Here is a 21,865-nt window from a genome sequence, read left to right on the forward strand (position 1 = left end):
CGGTACACATGATTCCCGGTAAGAAAGGTGCTCTATTGATGATAGGCCTTGTTTAACGTTTCTAAAAAGTATTCCGGGCTTTGAGCGCCGGAGACCACATAGTTCCCATTTATGATAAAGTGAGGAATGCTGTTGATTCCAAGCTTCGCCGCCGCCTCCTCATCCCTTTGAACCTGTTCTTTTAAGGCTCCGCTGCTTTGCAGCTCCTTAAAATTCTTTAAATCCAGTCCGGTTTCTTCCGCCAGCTTTAGGAAAGCCTCTTCCTCAGAAAGATCAATCCCTTCCGTAAAAACTCCCTTAAAAATCCGTCTGACAAGTGCATGGCTCTTGCCGTACTTTTCAGCATAATGAACCATCTCATGGGCAAGACCTGTATTTCTCACCTTAAATAAATCAAACCGGAAATCCAGACCCACTTGACGGGCGGCTTCTGCAATGCTATCATTATTCGCCTTTGCCTGGGCATAGCTGATGTGGTATTTATCGGATAGGATCTGGTTAATATCTTTATCTTTTGCAGATTCGGATGCCATCTGAAGTTCAAAACTTTTAAAGACAAGTTCCACGTCATCACGGTGTTCAAATTCTTTCAGTGCCAGTTCCAGCTTTCGTTCCCCGAGATAGCAGAAGGGGCATACAAAATCAAACCATACTTCAATTTTCATAGGAAAAACTCCTCTCTATATAAACATTCCAACGGTCAAATATAAATGTAACTATAATAATTACAGTTATTGATATCATTATACGTTGTTAGTGTATCTTTGTCAATGCCTTATAGGACTTCAGTTCTTCGTTCCAGGCAGAATAGTCTGTTTCCGTCCGGTGGTCTGTCAGACCGCTTTTTTTTGATAAATAAGCGCCCATATAATCAGATACCTTTTTCCCGCCATAGTAGTTCAAGTGGTCCCCTTCGTCTCTGGTATCCTTTGTCCAGTCGATGCCAAGTTCCCCTGTCATTAAGTTAAAATCTATATAGGTAAGCTGTTTTTCTTTTGCAAAGGCGAGTGCTGCATTATGTTTTTTGTAAGTCCAGCATTTGGGGGAAGGAGAAGAATACAAAATCAGTTCAATCCCCTGTTCCCTGCACAGCTCCACAATCTTATCCATGTACTCCATGGGCTGGCCGCCGATTGGGAATACCTGGTCGGTCTCTTTGGCATAAGGGCCGCCTTTATAAGGCTTTACAGCAGTATTGTACGGAAAGCCTTTGTATACGGTCACAGGTGCCTGATCAGACTTTTTATGGAGATTGTTCAGCATGTATAAATGAAAGTATTTCCAGTTGTTGTGGTATTTGTAGACAGGAAACAGTTCCTTTGCTGTCTCATCCACTGTATTCTCCAGTGCATTGACGTATTTAAAATTCCGGTAAAAAGCGTTGGTCTCCAGCAAAATGACCTTTGGAGACTGTTTTTTCAGCAGGCGTTCCAGAAGATAGTATGTGTCCTGAAGCCGTTGTGCAGGAACGCCGCAGTTATACCCTGCATAGCCGTAATCATTCCAGATTTCCATGGGAGAGATGCTTGCGCTGGCTTCACTGTCTCCGATCACGATGTAATCAATGGTATGATCCGGTTCCTTTAAAATACCGTTTGCTTTTTTGTACAGGCCATCCTCTATGCTGTTATAAGGAAGCATGAGACAGGATACCAGGAACAGCAAGAGTAAAAGCCCGGTTAAAAAAAGCAGTGCTCTGGTTCTATGGTTGATATTCATTTCATCACCTCTTAAAATCCGGCATAGATCAGTTTTGCCGGTAAATATCCGTCTCCGTATGCCCCAAAGATCAGAACAAGAAAAATGGCGGCATAAAGAAAACCAAACCTGGCAGGCATATTCCAGCCGGCGATTTTCTCGCGTATTAAGATGCCCCGCTCATGGATCACACCAACAGTAACAACAGCCGCAAACCCAAGGAAAAGGGCAAAATAATCCGGAATGGACAATCCTAATTGAAGCAGAGAACCATCCGTCAGTACGGACCAGTGAAATCCGGTGAAGATGGAAAAAAACATATGAACTCCCGTCGTAAGGTCCTTTGCTTTAAAAAACAATTCTCCGGTAAACACTATGATAAGAAGTTTTCCGCTTTGCAGCACACGGTATGGAATGCTGTTTTGGTTGATTTTGAGGGCGTCTGTTGTCTTTTTTATGACAGGCTCCAGTAAATTTCCAATTAGAATGAGGACAAAATAATACATGCCAAAAAAGATATAATTCCATCCAGTGCCGTGCCAGAAGCCATTTGCCAGCCATACGCCAAACAAGGCGGGAGAGGAAGCCAGAATCTGCCCCACATGTTTTCCAAATTTGCTCCGGTATTTCTTGCCCAGCTTCTTTACAACTTTCGTTAAAGAAATGGGATAAAAGATATAATCCTTTAGCCAGGTACCAAGTGTGATGTGCCAGCGTCTCCAGAATTCGGACGCAGTTTTTGAAAAGAAGGGCTGACGGAAATTTTCCGGAATGGTGATGCCAAACAGTTCTCCGGTACCGATGGTCATGTCGATGCAGCCTGAAAAATCGGCGTAAAGCTGAAAGGTATATAAAACGGCTCCTATGATCACTGTGATCCCGCTGTAATTGCCGGGATTGTTAAAAATGGTTTCCACAAGAAGATTGAGCCGGTCTGCAATCACCAGCTTTTTAAACAGTCCCCAGAGGATTCTCTGCATGCCAAAGGTGAGATTTTTATAGCTTAAAGAAGCTCCCTCATATAGGGAATTTGCAGTCTGATTATAACGGCATACAGGGCCTTCCATGAGGGAGGGGAAAAATGCAAGATAAAGAGCCAGCCGCAAAAGATTGTCATCTGGTTTTATTTTCTCATAATAAACATCAACCAGATAGGAAACAGCCTGCAGGGTATAAAAGGAGATTCCAATGGGAAGGGCGAACCTTACAGAAGGAAGAAGGTCCTGAAAGGTTAGAAGGTTCATTGCCCGGTTGATGTTAGAGATAAAAAAGTCAGAGTATTTCAGCACCAGTAAAATACCAAGCTGCAGTCCGATCCCAAACCAGAGGATCTTGCGGCGTTTGGCTCCATAAAGGGTTTTTACGGCCTTTTTGTCTTCTGCGGTAAGAAGCTTTGACTCCACCTCTGCGTTTAGACAGCCAAGCCACAGTCCCATATGATGGAGGGAAAGGGTGGAAAAAAGCAGGTATACCAGCAGTTTCCCGCTTAAAGAGAGAAAGAACAGATAGCTTGCAGCCAACAAAACTTTTGGACGGTGGTGCCGGGGGGCAAGGTGGTAAGCCGCCAGCACCCCGGGCAAAAAGACAAACAGGTAGAGAAGTGAGGTGTAAGTCATCGTTTATCCCTCTTGCAGCCGGTTGATCATGCTCCATAGTGCAGTTGCAGAATTGAAATTTTCAGGCACCATATCGGCCGGAGTGATCTCGATATCAAAGGCATCCTCTAGTTCCGGTATGAGAGAGAGAATGGAAAAGGAATCCAAAAGTCCGTCGTCAATAAGCCTTTTTTCTGTTTCATAGTCAATGCCAGGGTTGATTGCGTTTAATATTTCCAATAATTGTTTCATGTTTTTTCTCCTTTATGGCTGTACATAATTTAGTTGATCTGTGGGCAGAGATGGTCTTGCCCTGCAAAACTGCTGTTTCTCCGAATAGAGCAGGACAAGAGGCAAATCCCGGCTTAAGAACAGGGACATGCCCTCTGTGACCGAATAAGCGCCTGTCTTTTGAAAAACAAGGGCATCCCCATACGCCAGATGATAGAATGGATACTGCTTTAAAAGCACGTCATTTACCGTGCAAAGGGAACCGCAAACAGTCCATTCCTTTCGTTCCCCGCCCTTTTTCCCGAGATGGACAATGAAAGGTCTTTTCATGGCAAGCATTTGTCCGTAATAATTCAACTGGTGGATGCCGCCGTCAACGATGCAGTAATTCTGGTCTTTGTTTGTTTTCATGTCTACGACCCGTGTTACATAAGAGCCGCAGGAGGCGGCAATCAGGCGTCCCATCTCCAGGGTTATTTTTCCTTTGAAGGTCAATTCCTTAATGGCTTTGGAAAGACTTTCCAGCATGTGATCTTCTTCATCTTGCTCATCTTCAAAATAGCAGACGGGAAGGCCAGGTCCGTACTCGATTTTTGAAACGGTAAAACCGTATTGGTCTTCTAAGTCTCTGCAAAGGGCATCCAGCATGGAAAGTTCCTTGGAAAGCCTGGAAGCTGATTTTTTCTGGGTTCCGGAAAAGTACTGGATTCCTTCTATGGTAATGGACTCATAAGGGCCGTTATCAATGATTGTCCGAATCAGGCTTTCATCCATACCGAACTGGTTGCCGCTTGTCAGGCGGAGGAGGACACGCACCGGAAACCGGTATTTTTCAGCGAGAGCCATTAAGGTCTGCCAGTGGGAGAGGGACTCAACGGTATAGAGAATATTGTTCCCGTACTCTTTTACGGCGCGTTCCACGTCGCCGGGATTTTTATGTACACCGGACATAACGATTTTCTTCATGGGAATGTTTGCCTGCTCACAGATGATGAATTCACCGGGGGAGCAGACTTCAAAGGAATCAACAAGTTCTTCCAGGCTTTTTATCAGAAAAGGGTTGGCTTTCATGGCATAGCAAAGCTCTACATCATTTCCTAATACGCTTCTGATTTTTTTGATCTGTCCGGCAAGAATGTCCGTGTCAAAAACATAAAATGGGGTTTGGTAATTGCGTGCAGCAAATGCAATGGCTGCATGATGGAAGGTCTCTTTCATTTACACATCTCCAGTAATTTTTTTCTGTCAACCTTTCCGTTGGCAGTGATGGGAAGCTCAGGCAGGGAACGAAAAACAGAAGGGATCATGTAGACCGGAAGGGTTTCCCGCATTTTTACGGAAATCTCCTTTCCTTCCATGGGGCCCACATAAAATGCCGTGATCCTGCTTTTTTGCGCATCAAAAACACAGCATGCGCGCTCAATAAGAGAATAGCTGTTTAAGACCAGCTCTATTTCCTCCAGCTCGATCCGGTGCCCCATGTGTTTGATCTGAAAGTCTTTCCGCCCTGCAAAGCAAAGCTCATGGGTTTCATTATAAAAGGCAAGATCCCCGGTCCGGTAAATCAGCTCCGGATAGTAAGGGTTTCCGGGGTTCTGGACAAACACCTTCTTTGTCTGCTCAGGATTGCGGTAATACCCAAGTGCCAGAGCAGTTCCGGCCACACAGATTTCTCCCGTGATTCCGCTTTTTGTGACCAGGTTGTCATTCTCATCGAGAAGAAAGACCTTTTCATTGGGAAATGGTTTTCCAATGGGAATTTTCTCATGATCTGCAAACTCCCGGTCGATCTCATAGTAGGTGCAGTTGCAGGTGATCTCCGTAGGACCGTATAGGTTTACATAGCGGGCATTGGGTAAGTATTTTCTCCAGATGTTTAACTGCTTTACCGGCATGGCTTCTCCGCTGAACAGCACTTTTTTCACAAGGGAAGGAACCTTATAGGTGAATCCCTTTAACTGGGAGACCAGGCAGAGGGCGGATACGGCCCAGATAAGAGTCGTTACCTTATGCTCGCAAAGGGTATCCAAAAGCCTTGCGGGCATGGAAAACAGCTTCTTTGGAAGGATGACCATGGTAGCTCCTGTACAAAGTGTGGAATATATATCCTTTACAGACACATCAAAATCAAAGGGAGCCTGGTTTCCAATCACATCTTCCCCCGTAATGTGGAACAGCCCTGGAAAATATTCCATAAAGTCAATGACCGACCGGTGGCTTATAAGAACTCCTTTTGGTATTCCGGTGGAACCGGAAGTAAAGTTGCAGTAAAGAGGGTCCGTATCCAAAGAACTTTCCCGGATGCCAAGAAGCCGGTCTTCTGAAATCTCCTGTTTTATCATGTCATGGTAATCAAAGCACCTTCCCTGATATCCGGCCTCTTTCAGTATGGAATCGTCCCTTTTTAAACGTATGACGCAGCCTGCACCGGAGGTTTCCAAAATCTTTTGAATGCGGAATGGAGGAAGGTCTGTACGAATGGAAATGTAGAAACAGCCGGCATATACGATTCCCATAAATGCAGTCAGTGCTTCCACGCTTTTATCCATGAAAACAGCCACAGGACTGCCCGGAGCTTCCTGTCTTAATAAAAAGCTGCCGATGGATTTTGCATGGTGGAGAAGTTCTTTGTAGGACATGGATTTTTCTGCATCTATGACCGCCGGTTTCTCTGGACAGGCCATGGCAGAGCGTTCCAGGTATTCTAAAACATTTTTCATTTGTTCTTATATCCTTTCTGGGCGGATGATCGGAAAGGAGGCGATTGCCTCGAACCGGGTCTGGTTTTTTCTGGTTTCAAAGGTTCCGTTCATCTGTTCCGTTATTTTCCTGCAGGTCTTAAGGCCGATTCCGGTGCTTTCCATAAAGGTGCGGTCTTTCCGGATATCATTGCTTATGCTGATGATCAGATGACTGCCGTCACAATCCCCTTGGACCAGAACCGGGCCGGTGACAGCGGCATATTTGCGGACATTGGAAAACAGATTGTCGAACAGCCGCTTTAAGTACTGGATATCAGCGGTGATCTGGCAGGACTGTTCCATAAATCCGGTTCTTACGTCAAACCCCTGGCTGCTCAATCCGAATACGTGCTCACTGATTAACTGTTCCAGAAGAATTCTGGCATCAAAGGTCTCCTCCTTCATTAAGATGGTTTCTTTTCCGAAGACAAGAAAATACTGGAACAGTTTATCGGATAAATCCTTTAGTTGAATGGATTTCTCTTTACAGCTTTTGATGTAGCGGATAAGCTGCTCTTCGGAATGGTAGCCTTTGGATTCCAGAATCTCCAAATATCCGATGAGAGAAGTCAAAGGTGTCCGGATGTCGTGAGACATGGAAGTGATCAGTTCGCTGTTTGCTTCCCATGCCTCCTTCTCGCTTTTATACCGTGTAATGATGGAATTGCGCATATTGTCTGCGTTGATGGCCAAAAGAGCAATTTCATCCGTTCCCTTGTGATAGATGGGCTGCTCTAAATTCCCCTGTTCAATAAGGGAAACCTCTTTGGATAAGAGCATGATCCGGGCGATGATTTGGTGGTTATAAACAATAAGAATCCCGAATAAAAACAGAAAAAAGATTCCAAGGGAAATATAAAATACCAGATCATACCATTTGATCTCAGAAGAATCAATGATAGATACGGAATAAATGCCATCGGTAAATGCGATATTCCGTGTGGCCTGCTGGCTGCTTTCTAAAAAAGTGCCCGTTGATTCATAGGTGGAATAAGCATCATTCCAAAATCCTGATTCATACAGAATCTCATTCCCGCTGTAAATGGTCAGATAGGTGTATTTGTGATTCTTTACCCATTTGGAAATTGCTCTGACGTCTTTGACGGAAAGCTTATTTTTTTTGACGTAATTTTCTATGGAATTCTGGTATCCCTCCAACCGTTTCCGGGATACCTCTTCATTCAGATGATTCTGGGAAACCAGATAATTTCCAAAAGCCTGGGTGATGAAATACATCAAAAAGCTGACCAAAACGCCGAGAATCAAAACATAGATCTGTTTATACCGAAGAGAGGTGCTGCTGTTAAATTTCATCGATTTGATAGCCCTTTCCCCAGATGGTACGTATGATGACCGGGTTGTTAAAGTCCAGCTCCAGTTTTTTTCTCAGCTTTAATATGTGGACCATAATGGTATTGGTGGAGGAGGGAAGAAATTTATCATTCCATACACCTTCATAAATGGCCTGTGCGTCTTTGGCGGTTCCCTTATTCTTCACCAGATACATGAGCACCTGGAATTCGGTGTCTGTAAGATCGATTTTCTGGTTTTCCCGGCGGACCGTATGGGTTTGAGTATTGATGATAATATCCTGCAGCCGGATTTCGTTATTGCCGGTTCCGGAATCTGTTTTCCCTTTGTAGACCACATATCTTCTCAAAAGAGAATGAACCTTCATAAGAAGTTCGGACTGGGAAAACGGCTTTACCAGATAATCGTCACCGCCATTTTCGTAGGCCTCCGTTTTGTCGCTTTCTTTTGATTTGGCAGTGAGAAACAGTATGGGGGCAGAGGAGGTCTCCCGGATCTGTCTGCAGGCATCGATCCCTGATAAGCCTGGCATCATAATATCCAGTATGATCAAATCAATATTCGCATTATTTAAAACTGCAGACACTGCCTCTTTGCCGTTTTCTGCTTCCCATACGGAATAGCCTTTATTTTCCAGATGAATGCGCAGGACTTCCCGGATATCCGTATCGTCATCAACGATTAATATCTGCTGTGCTGCCTCCATAGTCTTTCTGCCTCCTTTTGGTGCTTGGAATATGAAAGATTATAGCACTTACGGGAAGAATGGCAACGTGGTTTAGAGGGAATTAAGAATTATTAAGAAATGAGAATCCGTTGTGATAAAAACAGATAAATTCACGAAATCATGTATCATTTGTCTGTGAAAAGGAATATATTTATTATAGTTGAGTAGGAAAGGAAATGCTTACATGGCTATTAAAATATTTATTGATCAGGGTCATAATCCAAGCGGGTACTTTAACAGCGGTGCGGAAGCCAACGGTCTTAATGAATCAGAGATTAATTTTCAGGTCGGGCTGTATCTGCAGAATCTGCTGAACAGTGATCCAAGGTTTGAAGCCCGCGTATCAAGGCCGGAACCTGACACAATCCTGGGAACCAATAATACGACCAGCCTGGCTCAAAGGGTGGCCCTTGCCAATAACTGGCCGGCAGATTATTTTATCAGCATCCATTGCAATATAAATCCAAACCCTGCGATCAATGGCACAGAGGTATACATCTACCAGTATTACACGCAGGCCCAATGGCTGGCAGAACAGATTATGACTGGAATTACACAAATGGTCGGTACAAGAAATAACGGAATCAGAGAAAACCCGTCTCTGTATGTGTTAAGAAATGCAAACATGCCCGCCAATCTGGTAGAACTGGGTTATCTAAGCAATTACTCCGATGCAGAAAAATTAAGAAACGACCAGTATCAGTTTGCTTATGGGATCTATTTGGGAATTATGAGGTATTTTGGCTTTGCCTGATCCTTCAAAAAAGGGCATTTTTGTTGCATAGACTTCTTCATGGCTTTCGTGATACAATAAAGAAAACAGTATAACACCTAAGATAAGGGGAACAAATATGGCTCTATTTTCCAATCAGGTTTTGGACCAGTTTGGCGAACTGGATTATGAAGTGTATAATTATATATTGAAAAACAGTGAAAAGATTCCTTATATGACCATACGTGAGGTTGCCAGGGAAGCTCATGTTTCTACCACTACCATCTCGCGGTTTTGCAGGAAGGTGAAGTGCACCGGTTTTTCCGAATTTAAAGTCCGTTTTAAACTGGAAAAGGAAAAGAAAACCGTAAGAGACAAACCGTTTGACCATAGTTCAGTCCTGGATTTTTTTCAGCGGGTGGAAACAGAAAACTTCCAAAAGCAGCTTCAGGCCATTGCAGATGTGATTGCTGAGAAAAAGCAGATCATATTTCTGGGAACCGGAAATTCCGGTATCATCGCAGAGTATGCCAGCCGTTACTTCTGCGATATGGGTATATTTTCTACTGGCATCAATACCCCCATGTTTCCAATCAATCTGGAATTTCCCGAAGAGTGTGTCATTATCATTCTGTCCGTAGAAGGGGAGACCGATGTTCTCATTGAGAATTCTTTCAATTTAAAGGAGAGCAGCAGTACGGTAATATCCATTACCAACAGCAAAAACAGCACACTGGCAAAAATCTCAGATTACAATATTTCTTATTACATTCAAAGAGAATTAAAAGCCGTTGAGAGGATGAAGGTAGATATCACCTCTCAGATACCGGCGGTGTATATTGTGGAGTCTTTGGCAAGGCTTACCATACAGAAAAAACAGGGATGAAACACCCTGTTTTTTTTGTGGTACAAATGCCTGTTGCGTCCGGTTTGTCACCAAATAGGCCCATGGTATTTAAAACGGAGGCATTTTTTAGTATGATTCTGATACAGGGTTTCACAAGCTCATTCCCTGTGTGAAAGGGCAAAGGCACGTTTGAGCATCAGCAGCCGTTTTAACTGTTTCAAGATGTAAAAGAGAATGGCTCTTGCTTCAAATTCTTCCCGGCTGAAAGGCAGTTCATGGCTTTTGAAATCAGAGAGCAAGGTTTCCAGCTCTTTTAAAAGCTCTTCTGCAGGATTGCTCCTGTGGTAATTCTGTTCAATATTCTTCAGTAATTCAGCTACCTGATGTGCCTGTTTTGGCAGGCGGGTGATGCTTTTGATGTTCTCGCCGATTTCCTGGAGAACAATGGTTTGCTCCTGGCGCATCTGGATGTAATCGATTTCATAGGTGTCCTTTTTCCAGATTGCATTGTTATAATTGTTAAAGGCACAGGTTCTGGCCCGTTCAATGCTTTCTTTCAGCTGATGGAAATTGTCCATGTCAAGCCTGTGTTTATCTTCCGCCAGTAAAAGCTGCGACAAATGGTTCATGGTTTCTTTTATTTTTACATCCACTTCATCGGCCAGCTTTTGAAATTCATCTCCCCGTTTCCGAAGATGCATATTGACGATAACGCCTACCGTGGTTCCGATCAGAAACAGGGCGATCTCATTTCCGATGAGAGAAAGAGACATGGATTTCTCGGTGAGAAAGTGGGTGATTAGAACAGAATCCATGGCAATGGCTTCTCCCCAGCCTGCGTATAAGCACAAAAGAGCAAATAAAAGCAGGTACAGGGCAAAGCCGAAAAGGGTAAAGCCTGAAAAGTAAAACACTGCTGCCGATAAGAGAAGGGCACCGAGAAAGGCAAAGGTCCGGTTTACAGCACTTTTCAAAGTTTCCCGTTTGGTGTTTTGAATGCTTAATACGGTTATGATTCCGGCAGTGGCAGAAAATTTCAGGTCAAGTTCTGCGGCGATGGTGATTGCCAGTACGGCAGCCAAAGCGATTTTTATGCTTTTGATTATTTTTCCATGATTGATAAGACTCGCCTCTTTCCGCTTATTTTATGTTATCATAACATATTTTAAAAAAGCTGAACAGTCTGACATCAGGCGGTGGCAAAAGTTGTTTTATAAGGCAGGGTCACTGTCCGCCTTCTGAGCCGGAATCTTTTTTGAGACGTACATGTTTCCGCTTTTGTCGCATTCGGCGTAGAACACTTCGCTGGCGCTGGAGATTCCGGATTTTTTTAACTGTGCGGTGAGCCAGTTCCTGTCATGGTTCAGGGCTTTTAAATTGTCCTCATGGACAATTCCATCGATGATGAGCGGCGCAAACAGGCTTTTTTCCTGGGGATTTGCATTCATATCCGAGGGAGTCAGAGGAAGGTACCGGGATTTCTTTAAGATGCTTATATTTCCGCTTCCTTCTACAATCGCATACTCCACTTCGTTTAAATCGAAGATATCCTTTTCCCGCAATGCCATACGGACATTTTCTGTGGAATATTTCAGACGTTCCATATTATCTTTTAAGAACTGGCCGTTTTTTATGACGACTGTTGGGCCAAAGGTGATTTTTTTCGCAATTTTTTTATTATTGATCAGAATGCAGCTGACCAGGTATTGCAGGCCTACGATAAGGACAACGGAATACAAGGTAGGGAGGTGTGGAAGTTTTGTGTCTGCAATATCCGCACCGATAACGCTTCCAAGAACGATGATGGATAGAAAATCATAGACCGGAAGTTCCCCGATCTTACGCCTGCCGGTTTTTAAAGTTAAAATCAGGAGCAATGCCATAGCGGAAATGATCCGAAGAGCAATGATGATATAAGTCATAATGGTTCACCTCTGTTTTTTTCTTCTTATTATAAACCGGATGCTTCAATTAAAATCCTCAGAATCCTGGAAACCCAGCCGGTCTGTAAGGAGAAATTGTTGACAAGCCGTCAAAAGAAGTGTATGTTATCCGTGACGAAGTAAAGAAAAAAGCCCACGAAGCGGCAGATAACATCTGATGAAAGAGGAGAAAAAGCGATGGAAAGAAGAATTACAGGGAAAACAGGACTCATGGGACTCATCGGCTCACCGGTAGGACATTCTGGCTCACCAGCGATGTATAATTACAGTTTTGAAAAATTGGGGCTTGATTATGCATATCTTGCTTTTGACATCAAAGTAGATGAAGTGGAAAAGGCGGTTGAAGCCATAAAGACATTGAGAATGAGAGGCTGCAACGTAACCATGCCATGCAAGACCGAAGCAGCCAGATACATGGATGAATTATCCCCTGCAGCCCGGATCATCGGAGCCGTGAATACCATTGTAAATGAAGACGGAAAACTGATCGGACATATTACGGACGGACAGGGATTTGTAGACAGTCTGAAAGACCATGGGGTTTTAATTGCAGGAAAAAAAATAACCGTCTGCGGCGGAGGCGGGGCTGCTACGGCAATCCAGGTGCAGTGTGCGCTGGAAGGAGCAAGAGAAATATCGATTTTCAACATAAAGGATGGGTTCTTTGAAAGAACCGTAGAAACCGCAGAAAAGATCAAACAGGAAAAGCCGGATTGCGTGGTCAATGTCTATGATATTGCAGACCTTGAAACTATGAAAAGAGAAATGGATGACAGTGATATTTTTGCCAATGCCACCATCGTAGGCATGAAGCCGATGGAGGGTGAAACCGTAGTCAAGGATACCGCCATGTACCATCCGGGATTAGTGGTTGTGGATGCAGTGTACAATCCAAAGGAAACCCGGATGTTAAAAGAATCAAAGGAAGCTGGCTGTATCTGTATTAATGGACAGGGAATGCTTTTATGGCAGGGAGCAGCAGCATTTAAACTCTACACCGGCCAGGAGATGCCGGTACAGGAAGTAAAAGAGCTGTTTTTCAGCTGATCGGTGTGAGATAAATAAGGAGAATGGGTTCTGTGACTGCAGGGAGCGGTAAAAATACCTATAATTATGAAAGAAAGGAATGATAACATGAGAAAAGATTTTTTATGGGGAGGGGCTACGGCTGCCAACCAGTGTGAAGGCGGATTCAAAGAAGGAAACCGGGGAATGGGCAGTGTAGATGTGATTCCGTGGGGGGAAAACCGTTTCCCGGTGATGCTTGGAGATATGGATTACCGCCAGCTTCCGGAGGATTCCTATTATCCTTCCAGAGAAGCCATCGACATGTATCATCGCTATAAGGAAGATATTGCTCTTTTTGCGGAGATGGGCTTTAAGTGTTACCGTTTCTCTTTTTCCTGGTCCAGAATCTTCCCAACCGGAGAAGAAGAGACCCCCAATGAAGAAGGGTTAAAGTTCTATGAAGACTTCATTGACGAGCTGTTAAAATATAACATAGAACCAGTCATCACCATCTGCCACTTTGACGTTCCTCTGGCATTGGTGGAGAAGTACGGCTCATGGAAGAACCGCAGGCTGATCGACTGTTATTTGAAATATTGTGATGCCATTTTCCGCCGCTTTAAAGATAAGGTAAAATACTGGCTCACCTTTAATGAAATCAACATGCTTCTCCATCTTCCGTTTATGGGAGCAGGGATCCGGTTTCAGGAAGGGGAAAATAAGATCCAGGTAAAATACCAGGCAGCCCATAATGAGCTGGTGGCTTCCGCAAAGGCAACCAGGCTGGCCCATCAGATCAATCCGGATTTTAAAATTGGCTGTATGCTTGCAGCCGGAAATTATTATCCTTACAGCTGCAAACCGGAAGATGTTTTTGAGGCTTTAAATAAAGACCGGGAAAATTATTTCTTTATCGATGTTCAGGCGAGAGGGGAATATCCGGCTTATGCCAAAAAGATGTTTGAACGGGAAGGCATTGTTCTTGAGACAGAAGAGGAAGATTACACAGTATTAAAAGAACATACGGTGGATTTTATTTCTTTCAGCTATTATTCATCCCGGTGCGCCAGTACAGATAAAGACTTACTTCGTAAGTCTACGGCCGGAAATGCCATGCCAACCATAAAGAACCCATATTTAAAGGCGTCGGAATGGGGCTGGCAGATCGATCCTCTCGGGCTTCGTATCACAATGAACACCCTTTATGACAGATACCAGAAACCGCTGTTTATTGTGGAAAACGGTCTGGGAGCTATTGACCGGGTGGCAGAAGACGGTAGTGTTTCCGATGATTACCGTATCGAATATCTAAAAGAACATATAAAAGCAATGATGTACGCTGTGGATGTAGACGGTGTGGATTTATTAGGTTATACGCCCTGGGGCTGCATTGACCTGGTAAGTGCTTCTACCGGTGAAATGAGTAAGCGGTATGGCTTCATCTACGTGGATAAGGATGATGCAGGCAATGGAACGTTAAAACGCAGCAGGAAAAAATCCTTTGAATGGTATAAGCGTGTAATCGAAACCAACGGAGAAGTCCTGAAATAAGAAACAGCCGCAGACTGGCAGCTTGAAATGTCAGTCTGCGGCTGTGGCTGTTTAGATCAGGACAACCCGGTTACGGCCATCTTTTTTTGCCTGGTAAAGGGCAACGTCCGCCCGGTGCATCAATGTCTCCAAAGTATCCTCGCCCGGCCGGTAAACCGTCAGGCCGATGCTGATCCGCAAGGGGATTTTCTCCTCCTGTTCATAGAGAAAGTCAATGATTTCCACACCATAGCGGATGGTGTCGGCAATCTGATAATAATCCTCCTGATCGCTGCTAAAGATCAGGGCTCCGAATTCTTCACCGCCGATTCGTCCGAACAAATCTCCCTTTTTAAGCATCTTCTGGCATTGGGAAGCTACGATTCGAATGGCCTTGTCTCCCATATTGTGGCCGAAAGAGTCATTGATATCCTTAAACCGGTCAATATCGATCATTAAAAATGCTGCAATCTCGTGGTCTGTTCTGGTTTTTAAAAGCCTTTTTTCTGCATTCTCCATGAAGTATCTCCGGTTCATCACTCCGGTCAGCATGTCCGTTCTGGCCTGAATTCTCAATTCATCCTCCATGAGCTTCCGGCGGGAAATATCCTCCTGAACGGCAAGAAACCTCATAATGGAACCATCTTCATCAAGTATGGGGGTAAGGCAGATGTGCTCCCACATGATTTCGCCGTTCTTCTTTTTGTTACGGATGTCTCCGGTCCATTGTCTCCCGGAAGTAATGGTTGCCCAAAGTGTCTGATAGAATCTTTTGGTCTGGAATCCTGATTTTAATATTCTTGGATTTTGCCCGATGACCTCCTCTTCCCTGTAGCCGGTGAGCTCTAAGAATTTCTGGTTGACGTATTCAATATTGCCGTTGATATCGGTCAGCATAAAAGAAACCGGACTTTGTTCCATGATGGCCTTAAAGGTCTCTTCACTGGTATTTAACTTTTTAGCCAGCTCTTTGTTATGGGAAATATTGCGTATAACGCTGATAATATAGGTATTATGGTTCATTTTCATAAGGCTGGAGGAAATAAGGGCAGAGATCTTTCTGCCGTTTTTTGCAACGACGCGGATTTCTGTATTTTTACAAAATCCCTGTTTCCGGATTAAGTCAACGAACCGCTCCCGTTCTTTGGTATTACTCCAAAGCTTTAATTCTAAAGGAGTTTTGCCGATGGTCTCTTCTCTGGTATAGCCGGTTTCTTCCGTATATTTTTCATTGACTTCCAGGATTTCTCCGGTTTCCATGCTGGATATGAACACAGTATCCGGTATGGTTTCAAAGATCTGGCGGAACCTTTCATTGGCCTGTTCCTTTTCAGAGCGTTCTCTTTGCACTGCCATGATGATAAAGCAGCAGGACCATATAAGGATTCCGGCAATGGATATAAAAAATGCCATAAGCTGAAACAGGATGGGAATCATTAAGGCAGTTGTTTGGCAGAAAAGAGTAAACAGAGCGCGTAGGGCAAAAAACAGGCCAAAGAGCATATGAATAAAAGCCACCATGCGGGTGGCCGGACGGACCGAATCGACCTTATGATGGAATAATATATCAGTATTCAGAAAGGAAAGTGTGGCAATCAGCACTGAATATAGGATGATCCGGCAGCTGATATTGTCATGTTCCAGAGAGAATGCAGATAATCCGGTAAGTAAAAGTACAATCAGTATAAATAGTTTTCTTTTTTTCATCTGCAGGCCGAGAAATTTTGTAAATCCTATATTCAGTGCAGTCACAGCCAGAAAGGAAAAAATGTTGGAACCCAGGATTGCCAGATCTTTGTACATCAGGGAAGTGCAAACCGCAAAAATCAGTCCGCTGAGTGCAGAAAATAAACAACTGGCCAGCAGATAATACATGCCAGGATAATTTTGAATGATCCGGAATAGGAACAGCATAACGATTGCCTGAATGGAGCTGATAAAGAAAAGTGCAATTGACAGTGTGACAATATCAAGAGTCATGGTACCTCCTTCGACAATAGATGTATAGATTAATATTAATATGTTTTAATTTAAAAAGCAATCTCTGGTTGATAATTTACTTCTTAACGTGTATGATGGAAAAAATATAAGCAAAACAGAAACCACGGATAATAAAGAACAGGAGAGAGAATATGATTCGGGAAATCAGAAGAAAAGACAGAATAATGGAAGAAGAAAAGATGATCAAAGTGCTGAAGGACCAGGCTTACGGCGTTTTATCAACTGCAGATGCAGGCGGACAGCCTTATGGAGTGCCTTTAAGCTATGTATATACAAAAGGAGCCATTTATTTTCATTGCGCAACGGAAGGCCATAAACTGGAGAACCTTCGGGAAAATCCCAGGGTGTCTTTTTGTGTGGTGGGGCAGACCTGCGTGCTGCCGGACAAGTTCACCACTAACTATGAAAGCGTTGTGGCATTCGGGGAAGCTTTAGAAACAGACGGAGAAGAAAAAGAAGAAATCCTTATGGAAATACTGTTAAAATACTCCCCTGAATTTCTGGAAAAGGGAAGGCTATATATTCAAAATGCTGCCGATAAAACAAAAGTCTATAAAATCAAAATAGATCATATGACCGGAAAGGCCAGGGCATAAAGTCAGAATAACCGTCTCTCTCCGTCCGGGATCCGGTGGTGGGTCCGGGTGCATTTGTACCGGATTTTATACTTTGTTAAATTATTGACATTTCTATAAGGAAAGAGTATATTTGTCTTAGGAAATAGAAAAAATTTATCAAATGGAGAGAGGAGTCTGTTATGTTAAAACTAATGAGAACACCGCTTAAATATGTTCAGGGTCAGGGGGCACTGCTTCACGTCTATGAAGAAATAAAAAATCTGGGGAAATCTTTTTTGTTTATCTGCAGCAACAGCGGTTATAAAAGCTGTCATGAAAAAATTGAAAAAAGCTTTGAAGGGTCAGATGCTATCCTCCGCTTTGAAATCTTCGGCGGAATCAGTTCCATCGGTGAAGTGGAACGAATGCGGGCAATGGTAAAGGAACACGGCATTGACTGTGTGGCTGCAGTTGGCGGCGGTTCCGCCATTGATACAGCAAAGGCAACGGCTCATTATGAGAACCTTCCGGTTGTTGTGATTCCTACGGTTGTTGCGACCGATGCGCCTTGTACCGGATTATCCGTTATTTATAACAATGACGGAAGCTTTTCTAATTATATATTCTATCCGAAGAATCCGGATGCAGTGATTGTGGATTCAGATATTATTGCCAATGCACCGGTAAAATTCCTGGTGGCAGGCATGGGAGATGCCCTTGGTACTTACTTTGAAGCCAGGGCCTGTGAAAAAGCCAAGGCACCAAGCCTTGAAAACGGCGGAATAACAAAATCTGCCATGGCATTATGCAGATTGTGCTATGAGACTTTGCTGGAGGACGGATACAAGGCATTGAAAGCCTGTGAGAACAAAGTGGTGACGCCTGCACTGGAAGCCATCATTGAGGCCAATACATATTTGAGCGGTGTTGGAGCCGATAACGGCGGACTTGCTGTTTCCCATTCCGTTTACAATGGATTTACTTCTCTGAAAGAGTGTGAAGATACCATGCATGGTTCTGTAGTAGCTTTTGGCACCATTGCCCAGCTGGTGCTCGAGGATGCACCAAAGGAAGAATTCTATCAGGTGCTGGAATTCTGCGCCAGTGTGGGACTGCCGGTGACCTTAAAGGAAATCGGTGTTACAGATAAAGAAAGAGTCCGGATCGCAGCTGAGAATGCATGCGCCGAAGGCGAAAGTATCCATAACATGATCGGTGATGTGACTCCAAAGCAGTTATACGATGCCCTGATTACCGCTGATGTTCTGGGACAGGAATACTTAAACCAGAGATAGATTCGTAAAAAGAGGGATATGAGATATGAATGATTTAATAAAAGACCATTGGAAGGAATACAGTCAAATCCCTCTGTTTGCAGGAATCAGCAGTGAAGATCTGCTCTCCGTGTTCCAATGCCTGGGGAGTTATATCAAAACCTATAAAAAAGGCGAAATTATCGTTTTATCGGAGGAAACCGTAAAGTGTGTGGGTGTAATCCTGAAAGGTTCCGTAAAGATGATAAAGGAAGATTTATGGGGCAATAAAACTCTTCTTGCGCTCATGGAAGAAAAGGCCCTGTTTGGCGAACTGTTTGCTTGCGGCAATACCATGGCGGCAACGGTAACCTTTGTAGCCGGAAAAGACGCAAAGATACTGTATCTGCCTTTTGAACGTGTGATGCACTCCTGCAGCAATTCCTGCTTGTTCCATCACAGACTGATCGAGAACATGGTGACATTAATTGCAGATAAAAGTGTGAAGCTCATGGAAAAGCTGGAGATTATTACGAAAAAGACCCTTCGGGAAAAGATCATCTGCTTTTTGACCATTGAGGCGCAGAGGAATAACAGCAGGTACTTTACCATTACCATGGGAAGGGTGGAATTGTCTGAATACCTGTGTGCGGACCGGAGTGCCCTGACCAGAGAACTGAATCTGATGAAGTCAGAGGGGCTGATTGATTTTGATAAGAATACGTTTAAAATCTTAAAACCATTTTCCAAATAGAATCAGGAAAAAAGCAATTCTTTATGTTGCGGCTGCAACATTAGAGAATTGCTTTTTTTAGTATACTGGTGCGGTATGTTGTCTTACCAAAAGAAAGAGGTGGAAAAATGGGTTATGAGCTGACTGGCAGGGGGTTAAACGAGGCCATGGAGGAATGGGCAAAGGATTATGCCATCTATGGTCCCAGACGTTTCATAAACGGAGGAAGGTTCTCTGATACGGATTGTATCCGGTACGGTGAAGTGACGGAAGTTGATGAGATTGTGTTCGATCAGAAGTCTGAATTTTCCTTTAAGGAAGTGCTGGTGCCCATTTCGGAAGTTTTATCTTACTATACTGAGGATTCCGTAAAAGAAGCAGCTGGGCCGAAGAAGGGAGCAATGATCTTTTTAAGGAGCTGCGACCTGCATGGAGTAAAGCGGCTGGATGAGATGTTTCTGCATAACGGTCCTGCAGATTCTTTTTACCGAAAGATCAGAAATCGGGTGAAGTTCGTTCTTATGGGCTGTGAAGAACCGTGTTCCAATGGCTTCTGCGTGGACACAGGCACCAATGTCTGTAAGGATTATGATTTAAGCGTAGATTCTGCAGGAGATGTTTATCGGGTGGATTGTAAAAATGAAGCCTGGGATGGCCTTCTTTGCAGGCTTTGTGTAAAAGAAAAAGAGGTAGTTCCCGCCTATGTAACGGAAACTTCTGTGAGAGTAAAGATTCCGGAAGGAATTGACCAGAGAATTTCAGGCAGCAGCCTGTGGAGAGAGTATGACAGCCGCTGCATTGGCTGCGGAAGCTGCAATTTTGTATGTCCCACCTGTACCTGTTTTACCATGCAGGATATTAAATACAGTGATAATGACAAGGCGGGGGAACGAAGAAGGATCTGGTCCTCCTGTATGGTGGAAGGGGATACACAGGCTACCGGAGGCAAAGGCAGCCGGAAGAATGGGGACCGTATGAGAGTTCGGGTGCTTCATAAGTTTTTGACTTTTAAAAAACGGGCCGGGTACCATATGTGTGTGGGATGCGGTCGGTGTGATGATATTTGCCCTGAGTATATCTCTTTCTCAGACTGTGTCAACAGGCTGGAAGCAGGGATGAAGGAGGTAGCAGAAAAATCATAGCTGGAGACGGCTGTTTCCTGGATCACGTTGTTATAACAACATACTTCTGGCTTCTTCCATGATATTCTAAAAAAAGAAGTAAAAACCATTTTTTACAGGAGGAATAGAATATGAGCATGTTTTGTTATCAGTGTCAGGAGACAGCAAAGAACACAGGCTGTACGGTCAAGGGAGTTTGCGGCAAGAATGAAGAAGTTGCAAAACTTCAGGATCTCCTTGTTTACATAACAAAGGGGATTTCCGAAATTGTGGTAAAGACAAAAGTAAATGCGGCAGAAATTGAAGAAGTGAATCATGAAGTATTGACAAGTTTGTTTATTACCATCACTAATGCGAATTTTGATGCAGATGCCATCGAAAAGCAGATCCGGAAAATGCTTGTTATCAGAGATGAGCTTGCAAAGAAAACCGGTTATGAGGGCGTGGAGGATGCAGCAGTATTTACAGTGGATTCCAGAAGTTCCATGCTGCAGAAGGCATCCATGGTAGGAGTTCTTTCCACGGATAATGAAGATGTCCGTTCCTTAAGAGAGCTTATTATCTACGGAATCAAGGGAATGGCTGCATATACGGAGCATGCTTTAAACCTTGGAAAAGAAGATACTTCCATCTATTCTTTCATATATGAAGGATTGGCATCTACTCTTGATGACCATTTAACTGCAGATGATCTTGTGGCTTTGACTTTAAAGACAGGAGAACTGGGCGTAACTGCCATGGCACTTCTCGATGAAGCCAATACATCCCGTTACGGCAATCCGGAGATCACCTCGGTTAATATCGGAGTCAGAAAGAATCCAGCGATTTTAATTTCCGGCCATGATCTTGCGGATATGGAGCAGCTTTTGGAGCAGACGAAAGGAACCGGTGTGGATGTTTATACTCACGGCGAAATGCTTCCTGCGCACTATTATCCGGCGTTTAAGAAATACAGCCATTTTGTAGGAAACTATGGAAACTCCTGGTGGATGCAGGTGGGAGAGTTTGAATCCTTCCACGGACCGATCCTCTTTACCACAAACTGTATCGTTCCTCCAAAGACTCCTGAGGTGGCAGACAGAATCTTTACTACCGGTGCGGCAGGATTTCCGGATTGTCCCCATATTTCTGCAGATGAAAATGGTAAGAAAGACTTTTCCGCCATCATTGAGCTTGCAAAGAAACTTCCGGCTCCGGAGGAAATTGAGACAGGCAGCATTGTAGGCGGTTTTGCCCATAATCAGGTAATCGCACTGGCTGACAAAGTGGTGGAAGGAGTGAAATCCGGTGCCATTAAAAAGTTCTTTGTAATGGCTGGCTGTGACGGCAGAATGAATTCCAGAAATTATTATACAGAATTTGCAAAGCAGATCCCAAAGGATACCATTATATTAACTGCCGGCTGTGCAAAGTACAGATACAACAAGCTGGAGCTTGGTGATATCGGCGGAATCCCAAGAGTCCTTGATGCCGGACAGTGCAACGATTCCTATTCCCTGGCAGTTATTGCTTTAAAGTTAAAGGAAGTATTTGGTCTTGACGATATCAATAAACTTCCCATCGCTTACAACATCGCATGGTATGAGCAGAAGGCGGTCATCGTACTTCTTGCACTTCTTTACTTAGGTGTGAAGAACATCCACTTAGGACCTACGCTGCCAGGATTTTTATCTCCGAATGTGGCAAAAGTCCTTGTAGATACCTTCGGTATTGCAGGCATTGGAACCGTAGAAGATGATATTGCTTATTTTATGAACGCTTAATTAAAAATATATGGATAAATTGTCAATAAATTACCGACAATAAAAAAGGATACTGGGTCACGGGAATGTAAGACGATTCTTTGTCCCCGAACAT

General features: G+C 43.8%; 20 protein-coding genes. 9 read left to right on the forward strand and 11 right to left on the reverse strand.

The features are described from left to right. Positions 1 to 32: 32 nt before the first annotated feature. From ACLTWA_RS10990 to ACLTWA_RS11025, 8 genes are all read right to left on the reverse strand, one after another. Positions 33 to 665, reverse strand: a complete 633-nt coding sequence (locus ACLTWA_RS10990; protein WP_412327741.1) for a DsbA family oxidoreductase — start codon at positions 663 to 665, stop codon at positions 33 to 35. Between the two features lie 88 nt (positions 666 to 753). Further along, positions 754 to 1,719: a hypothetical protein gene (locus ACLTWA_RS10995; protein ID WP_412327742.1), complete on the reverse strand. Its 966-nt coding sequence runs from the start codon at positions 1,717 to 1,719 to the stop codon at positions 754 to 756. 11 nt (positions 1,720 to 1,730) lie between these two features. Further along, entirely contained in the window at positions 1,731 to 3,314 is a 1,584-nt protein-coding gene (locus tag ACLTWA_RS11000; protein ID WP_412327743.1) for an MBOAT family O-acyltransferase, read from the reverse strand. 3 nt (positions 3,315 to 3,317) lie between these two features. Continuing rightward, positions 3,318 to 3,545: an acyl carrier protein gene (locus tag ACLTWA_RS11005; protein ID WP_412327744.1), complete on the reverse strand. Its 228-nt coding sequence runs from the start codon at positions 3,543 to 3,545 to the stop codon at positions 3,318 to 3,320. Positions 3,546 to 3,557: 12 nt separating this feature from the next. Then, positions 3,558 to 4,742 (reverse strand): alanine racemase, encoded by a 1,185-nt coding sequence (locus tag ACLTWA_RS11010; protein ID WP_412327745.1) that lies wholly within the window; start codon positions 4,740 to 4,742, stop codon positions 3,558 to 3,560. Continuing rightward, on the reverse strand, positions 4,739 to 6,244 hold the full coding sequence (locus tag ACLTWA_RS11015; RefSeq protein WP_412327746.1) for an amino acid adenylation domain-containing protein: 1,506 nt from the start codon (positions 6,242 to 6,244) through the stop codon (positions 4,739 to 4,741). The genes ACLTWA_RS11010 and ACLTWA_RS11015 overlap by 4 nt, the downstream gene beginning before the upstream one ends. A 6-nt stretch (positions 6,245 to 6,250) precedes the next feature. Beyond that, positions 6,251 to 7,579, reverse strand: a complete 1,329-nt coding sequence (locus ACLTWA_RS11020) for a histidine kinase dimerization/phospho-acceptor domain-containing protein (protein ID WP_412327747.1) — start codon at positions 7,577 to 7,579, stop codon at positions 6,251 to 6,253. Then, entirely contained in the window at positions 7,569 to 8,282 is a 714-nt protein-coding gene (locus tag ACLTWA_RS11025; RefSeq protein WP_412327748.1) for a response regulator transcription factor, read from the reverse strand. Before ACLTWA_RS11025 ends, ACLTWA_RS11020 begins: the two co-directional genes overlap by 11 nt. A 205-nt stretch (positions 8,283 to 8,487) precedes the next feature. Here ACLTWA_RS11025 and ACLTWA_RS11030 point away from each other — a divergent pair, with 205 nt between their 5' ends. Continuing rightward, positions 8,488 to 9,057, forward strand: coding sequence for an N-acetylmuramoyl-L-alanine amidase family protein (locus ACLTWA_RS11030; protein ID WP_412327749.1), 570 nt, complete (start codon positions 8,488 to 8,490; stop codon positions 9,055 to 9,057). Between the two features lie 97 nt (positions 9,058 to 9,154). Then, positions 9,155 to 9,901 (forward strand): MurR/RpiR family transcriptional regulator, encoded by a 747-nt coding sequence (locus ACLTWA_RS11035; protein WP_412327750.1) that lies wholly within the window; start codon positions 9,155 to 9,157, stop codon positions 9,899 to 9,901. Between the two features lie 119 nt (positions 9,902 to 10,020). Here the strand turns inward: ACLTWA_RS11035 and ACLTWA_RS11040 are convergent, their stop codons facing one another. Both ACLTWA_RS11040 and ACLTWA_RS11045 read right to left on the reverse strand, forming a co-directional pair. Then, complete coding sequence (locus ACLTWA_RS11040) at positions 10,021 to 10,983, reverse strand: aromatic acid exporter family protein (RefSeq protein WP_412328124.1); 963 nt, start codon at positions 10,981 to 10,983, stop codon at positions 10,021 to 10,023. Positions 10,984 to 11,073: 90 nt separating this feature from the next. Further along, positions 11,074 to 11,784 carry a DUF421 domain-containing protein gene (locus ACLTWA_RS11045; RefSeq protein WP_412327751.1) on the reverse strand — a complete coding sequence of 237 codons (711 nt, stop codon included), beginning with the start codon at positions 11,782 to 11,784 and terminating at the stop codon, positions 11,074 to 11,076. Between the two features lie 198 nt (positions 11,785 to 11,982). Between ACLTWA_RS11045 and aroE the strand changes: the two genes are divergently transcribed. Then, positions 11,983 to 12,852, forward strand: a complete 870-nt coding sequence (gene aroE / locus ACLTWA_RS11050) for a shikimate dehydrogenase (protein WP_412327752.1) — start codon at positions 11,983 to 11,985, stop codon at positions 12,850 to 12,852. Between the two features lie 87 nt (positions 12,853 to 12,939). After that, entirely contained in the window at positions 12,940 to 14,364 is a 1,425-nt protein-coding gene (locus tag ACLTWA_RS11055; RefSeq protein ID WP_412327753.1) for a 6-phospho-beta-glucosidase, read from the forward strand. A gap of 51 nt (positions 14,365 to 14,415) precedes the next feature. Here the strand turns inward: ACLTWA_RS11055 and ACLTWA_RS11060 are convergent, their stop codons facing one another. Beyond that, positions 14,416 to 16,323 carry a diguanylate cyclase gene (locus tag ACLTWA_RS11060; protein ID WP_412327754.1) on the reverse strand — a complete coding sequence of 636 codons (1,908 nt, stop codon included), beginning with the start codon at positions 16,321 to 16,323 and terminating at the stop codon, positions 14,416 to 14,418. 152 nt (positions 16,324 to 16,475) lie between these two features. Between ACLTWA_RS11060 and ACLTWA_RS11065 the strand changes: the two genes are divergently transcribed. The 5 genes from ACLTWA_RS11065 (at position 16,476) to hcp (ending at position 21,771) form a co-directional block, all read left to right on the forward strand. Further along, positions 16,476 to 16,940 (forward strand): pyridoxamine 5'-phosphate oxidase family protein, encoded by a 465-nt coding sequence (locus ACLTWA_RS11065; RefSeq protein WP_412327755.1) that lies wholly within the window; start codon positions 16,476 to 16,478, stop codon positions 16,938 to 16,940. A 161-nt stretch (positions 16,941 to 17,101) separates the two neighbouring features. Beyond that, positions 17,102 to 18,196 (forward strand): glycerol dehydrogenase, encoded by a 1,095-nt coding sequence (locus ACLTWA_RS11070; protein ID WP_412327756.1) that lies wholly within the window; start codon positions 17,102 to 17,104, stop codon positions 18,194 to 18,196. Between the two features lie 25 nt (positions 18,197 to 18,221). Then, positions 18,222 to 18,908: a Crp/Fnr family transcriptional regulator gene (locus ACLTWA_RS11075; protein ID WP_412327757.1), complete on the forward strand. Its 687-nt coding sequence runs from the start codon at positions 18,222 to 18,224 to the stop codon at positions 18,906 to 18,908. A gap of 107 nt (positions 18,909 to 19,015) precedes the next feature. After that, complete coding sequence (gene asrA / locus ACLTWA_RS11080) at positions 19,016 to 20,029, forward strand: anaerobic sulfite reductase subunit AsrA (protein ID WP_412327758.1); 1,014 nt, start codon at positions 19,016 to 19,018, stop codon at positions 20,027 to 20,029. 110 nt (positions 20,030 to 20,139) lie between these two features. Continuing rightward, positions 20,140 to 21,771 carry a hydroxylamine reductase gene (gene hcp, locus ACLTWA_RS11085; RefSeq protein WP_412327759.1) on the forward strand — a complete coding sequence of 544 codons (1,632 nt, stop codon included), beginning with the start codon at positions 20,140 to 20,142 and terminating at the stop codon, positions 21,769 to 21,771. The last annotated feature ends 94 nt before the right edge of the window (positions 21,772 to 21,865 follow it).

Source organism: Lacrimispora sp., assembly GCF_046972725.1.
GTDB lineage: Bacteria > Bacillota > Clostridia > Lachnospirales > Lachnospiraceae > Lacrimispora.